This window comes from Shigella sp. SIG3, assembly GCF_053555855.1.
Genome location: NZ_JBQZXE010000193.1, coordinates 1 through 4,028, shown reverse-complemented (window position 1 = coordinate 4,028; position 4,028 = coordinate 1). Strand labels below are relative to the sequence as shown.

Here is a 4,028-nt window from a genome sequence, read left to right as displayed (position 1 = left end):
ATTTACGCAACGCAGGTCGATGGCTGCGGATTGCGGATATTCTTCTTTGTCGATCCAGTTTTTATTGATCGACAAATCCATCAATTTATGGACGTTTTCGTCGTCCCAGGTCTGGCAGAAAGTGGCTAGGTTCTGACGAGCGTTGCCATCAAGATATAATTCATCATTGATAATCTGGAATGCGACATCATCGCGCATTTCGTGCAGCGGAAATCGTTTTGACTCCGCGATAGTAGAAATGGCCTTTGCGCCAAAACGTGAATCGAGTAGTTCTGAGCGGAAATCCGTTAACAGCTTCTGGTCCATTTCGAACTCCTTAAATTTATTTGAAGGCAATAAAAAAGTAGGATTTATCCGCAATGGAAGCAAGGCATTACAGGCTTAATTTAAATAACAAAATCCTAAGCAGAAAAACGACTTTTTATAATATAAACATTTAACATGATAATATTAAAAACAGACTTTATTATCGTAATAAAAATCGCCCAAACATTCCTGTTCGGGCGATCAAATTAATTATTGTTTATCCTGCATATACGGCGTGTACACCCCGTTCAGACTGTGCAGGAAAGCTACGATATCATCCACATCCTCCTGCGGCAGCTCTTTGCCTACCTGATAGCGCAGCATCAGTTTCACCGCCCCGTCCAGCGTCGGCACGTCACCGCGATGGAAGTACGGTGCCGTTAAAGCAACGTTACGTAAACCGGGTACTTTCTGACGCAATTTATCACGCTCTTCTTTAGTCACATTCATACGACCAATATCCGCCGCCGTAATTTCCCCAAAGTTAAAGTCTTTTTTCAGCACCAACGGTTCAAAGGAACGTCCGCCGAGAATAATACCACCATGACAAGTTGCACATTTATTATCTTTAAATAATTGATAGCCTTTTTTCTGTTGCGCCGTCAGCGCATTTTCATCTCCACGCAACCATTTATCAAATGGGGAATCCGGCGTAATTAATGTTTTCTCAAATTCAGCAATGGCATCAGTAATATTTTCGCCACTGAAACCTTGCGGATAAACTTCGAGGAACTGCGCTTTAAGCTGCGGATCTTTTTCCAGCTTAGCAATAATTTCGTCCCAGGATTTCGACGCCATTTCAATCGGGTTCAACGGCGGTCCACCTGCCTGATCCTGCAATGTTGCCGCACGACCATCCCAGAACTGCTCAACGTTAAATACTGAGTTAAATACCGTCGGCGCATTAATCGGCCCAACTGCGCCACCAACACCAATCGATGTTTTTCTGCCATCGACGCCCCCCGCATTCAACGTATGGCAATGAGCGCATGAAATGGTGCTATCAGCCGATAAACGGGGATCGTGATACAGCGCAAAGCCCAACGCCACTTTTTGCGCATCGGTAGGCAGTTTTTGCGGGATGGGCTGCACCGGTTCATTGCGATGCTCCGGAGCAGTATCATTGCTGGCGTAATATTCCGCGCGCTGTTTTGCAATCCAGGCCAGTATTTCCGCCCGCTCTTCATCACTCACCTTACCCGCCCAGTGTAGCGCGGTATAACGCGTTGGTGGCATAGTTTCATACTGCATCACCCATTCAATCTTATTCAGATCGCTTTGCGAAACGGGTTTATCAGCCAGCAGTGCCGCACGCACGGCCTCGAGGTTAAAAGATTTATATCCAAGCTTAATGTCGTAATCCATCAACTGTTTCGCGCCAGGAATATAATAATAGGCGGGTAATTCTGCCGAAGGCGTGTGGCAATAGTCGCATCCTTTTTCGCGGAGAAAGCCTAAAACCTTATTATTTTCACTGACAGCAGATGCCTGAACATCGGCCTGTTTACTGCGTTTATTATCGTGGTACCACACATAACCAGATAACCCTAAATAGCAAATCGCGACGCCAGCCAGGCCGATCGCGGTAATACGTGAGACCATTTTCATTATTCTTCCCTCACGGTGGTGAGTTATTGTGACCCAGAAAATTTTCCAGAATGCTGTAAACGTCTCTGCGAGACAAAGCCATCATAAAAAACAGGGAGATACGCTTTTTGATAGGAATCAATCAATTACATGAATATAAACTATCAATAAGATAGCCTGTGCCTATTACCCAGATCAGGAATGGCATATCATGATTGCGGCGAGAGCAGGATTGAATGTTCTGAAAATGAAAAACAACACCAAATCCGTATTTTTATAAATTCCATTGATATTAGTGCGTTATATTTTTTGACAAGTTAATAAACGTGATCCACCGCACGCTTTGTCGCCCACCAGGCGGAGCGAATGACTACCCTTAAAGAAAAGCCCGATAATTAGCGACGAATTTCGGAGGTTGGATCCTTATGCTCAATCAGAAAATTCAAAACCCTAATCCAGACGAACTGATGATCGAGGTCGATCTCTGCTATGAACTGGACCTGTATGAATTAAAACTGGATGAGATGATCGAGGCAGAACCGGAACCCGAGATGATTGAAGGGCTGCCCGCCTCTGATGCGCTGACGCCTGCCGATCGCTATCTCGAACTGTTCGAGCATGTTCAGTCGGCGAAAATTTTCCCCGACAGTAAAACCTTTCCCGACTGCGCACCCAAAATGGACCCGCTGGATATTTTAATCCGCTACCGTAAAGTGCGCCGTCATCGTGATTTTGACTTGCGCAAGTTTGTTGAAAATCACTTCTGGCTGCCGGAGGTCTACTCCAGCGAGTATGTATCGGACCCGCAAAATTCCCTGAAAGAGCATATCGACCAGCTGTGGCCGGTGCTAACCCGCGAACCACAGGATCACATTCCGTGGTCTTCTCTGCTGGCGCTACCGCAGTCATATATTGTCCCGGGCGGCCGTTTTAGCGAAACCTACTATTGGGATTCCTATTTCACCATGCTGGGACTGGCGGAAAGTGGTCGGGAAGATTTGCTGAAATGCATGGCCGATAACTTCGCCTGGATGATCGAAAACTACGGTCACATCCCCAACGGCAACCGCACCTATTATTTGAGCCGCTCGCAACCACCGGTTTTTGCGCTGATGGTGGAGTTGTTTGAAGAAGATGGTGTACGCGGTGCGCGCCGCTATCTCGACCACCTTAAAATGGAATATGCCTTCTGGATGGACGGTGCAGAATCGTTGATCCCTAATCAGGCCTATCGCCATGTTGTGCGGATGCCGGACGGATCGCTGCTCAACCGTTACTGGGACGATCGCGACACGCCGCGTGACGAATCCTGGCTTGAGGACGTTGAAACCGCGAAACATTCTGGTCGCCCGCCCAACGAGGTGTACCGCGATTTACGCGCGGGAGCGGCCTCCGGTTGGGATTACTCTTCCCGTTGGCTGCGTGATACTGGTCGTCTGGCGAGCATTCGTACCACCCAGTTCATCCCCATCGATCTGAATGCCTTCCTGTTTAAACTGGAGAGCGCCATCGCCAACATCTCGGCGCTGAAAGGCGAGAAAGAGACAGAAGCGCTGTTCCGCCAGAAGGCCAGTGCCCGTCGCGATGCGGTAAACCGTTACCTCTGGGATGATGAAAACGGCATCTACCGCGATTACGACTGGCGACGCGAACAACTGGCGCTGTTTTCCGCTGCCGCCATTGTGCCGCTCTATGTCGGCATGGCGAACCATGAACAGGCCGATCGTCTGGCAAACGCCGTACGCAGCCGGTTACTGACACCTGGCGGGATTTTGGCAAGCGAGTACGAAACCGGTGAACAGTGGGATAAACCCAACGGCTGGGCACCGTTACAATGGATGGCAATTCAGGGATTTAAAATGTATGGCGATGACCTTCTGGGTGATGAAATCGCGCGCAGTTGGCTGAAAACGGTGAATCAGTTCTATCTGGAACAGCACAAAATGATCGAGAAATACCATATTGCCGATGGTGTTTCCCGCGAAGGCGGCGGTGGCGAGTATCCGTTGCAGGATGGGTTTGGCTGGACTAACGGTGTGGTACGCCGTTTAATTGGTTTGTACGGCGAACCATAATATTTTTACAGCCAGCCGCTAACTTCCTGCTGGCTGTAAAATTATCCTCTTCAGGAGGAG

Annotated in this window: 3 protein-coding genes; 1 reads left to right on the top strand and 2 read right to left on the bottom strand. The window is 48.4% G+C overall.

From position 1 onward, the window contains the following. Both ACUU1I_RS19890 and ccp read right to left on the bottom strand, forming a co-directional pair. A partial coding sequence (locus ACUU1I_RS19890) for a pyridoxal-dependent decarboxylase (protein ID WP_000372180.1) occupies positions 1-306 on the bottom strand: 306 nt, incomplete at its 3' end. 210 nt (positions 307-516) lie between these two features. Further along, a complete protein-coding gene (ccp, locus tag ACUU1I_RS19885; RefSeq protein ID WP_000784829.1) occupies positions 517-1,914 on the bottom strand; it encodes a cytochrome c peroxidase in 1,398 nt (465 codons plus the stop codon). A gap of 404 nt (positions 1,915-2,318) precedes the next feature. Between ccp and ACUU1I_RS19880 the strand changes: the two genes are divergently transcribed. Beyond that, complete coding sequence (locus ACUU1I_RS19880) at positions 2,319-3,968, top strand: alpha,alpha-trehalase (protein ID WP_000934200.1); 1,650 nt, start codon at positions 2,319-2,321, stop codon at positions 3,966-3,968. The last annotated feature ends 60 nt before the right edge of the window (positions 3,969-4,028 follow it).

Bases quoted from the DNA above. Each gene is read 5' to 3' on its own strand.
- ccp (WP_000784829.1), bottom strand. From the start codon at position 1,914: ATGAAAATGGTCTCACGTATTACCGCGATCGGCCTGGCTGGCGTCGCG.
- ACUU1I_RS19880 (WP_000934200.1), top strand. From the start codon at position 2,319: ATGCTCAATCAGAAAATTCAAAACCCTAATCCAGACGAACTGATGATC.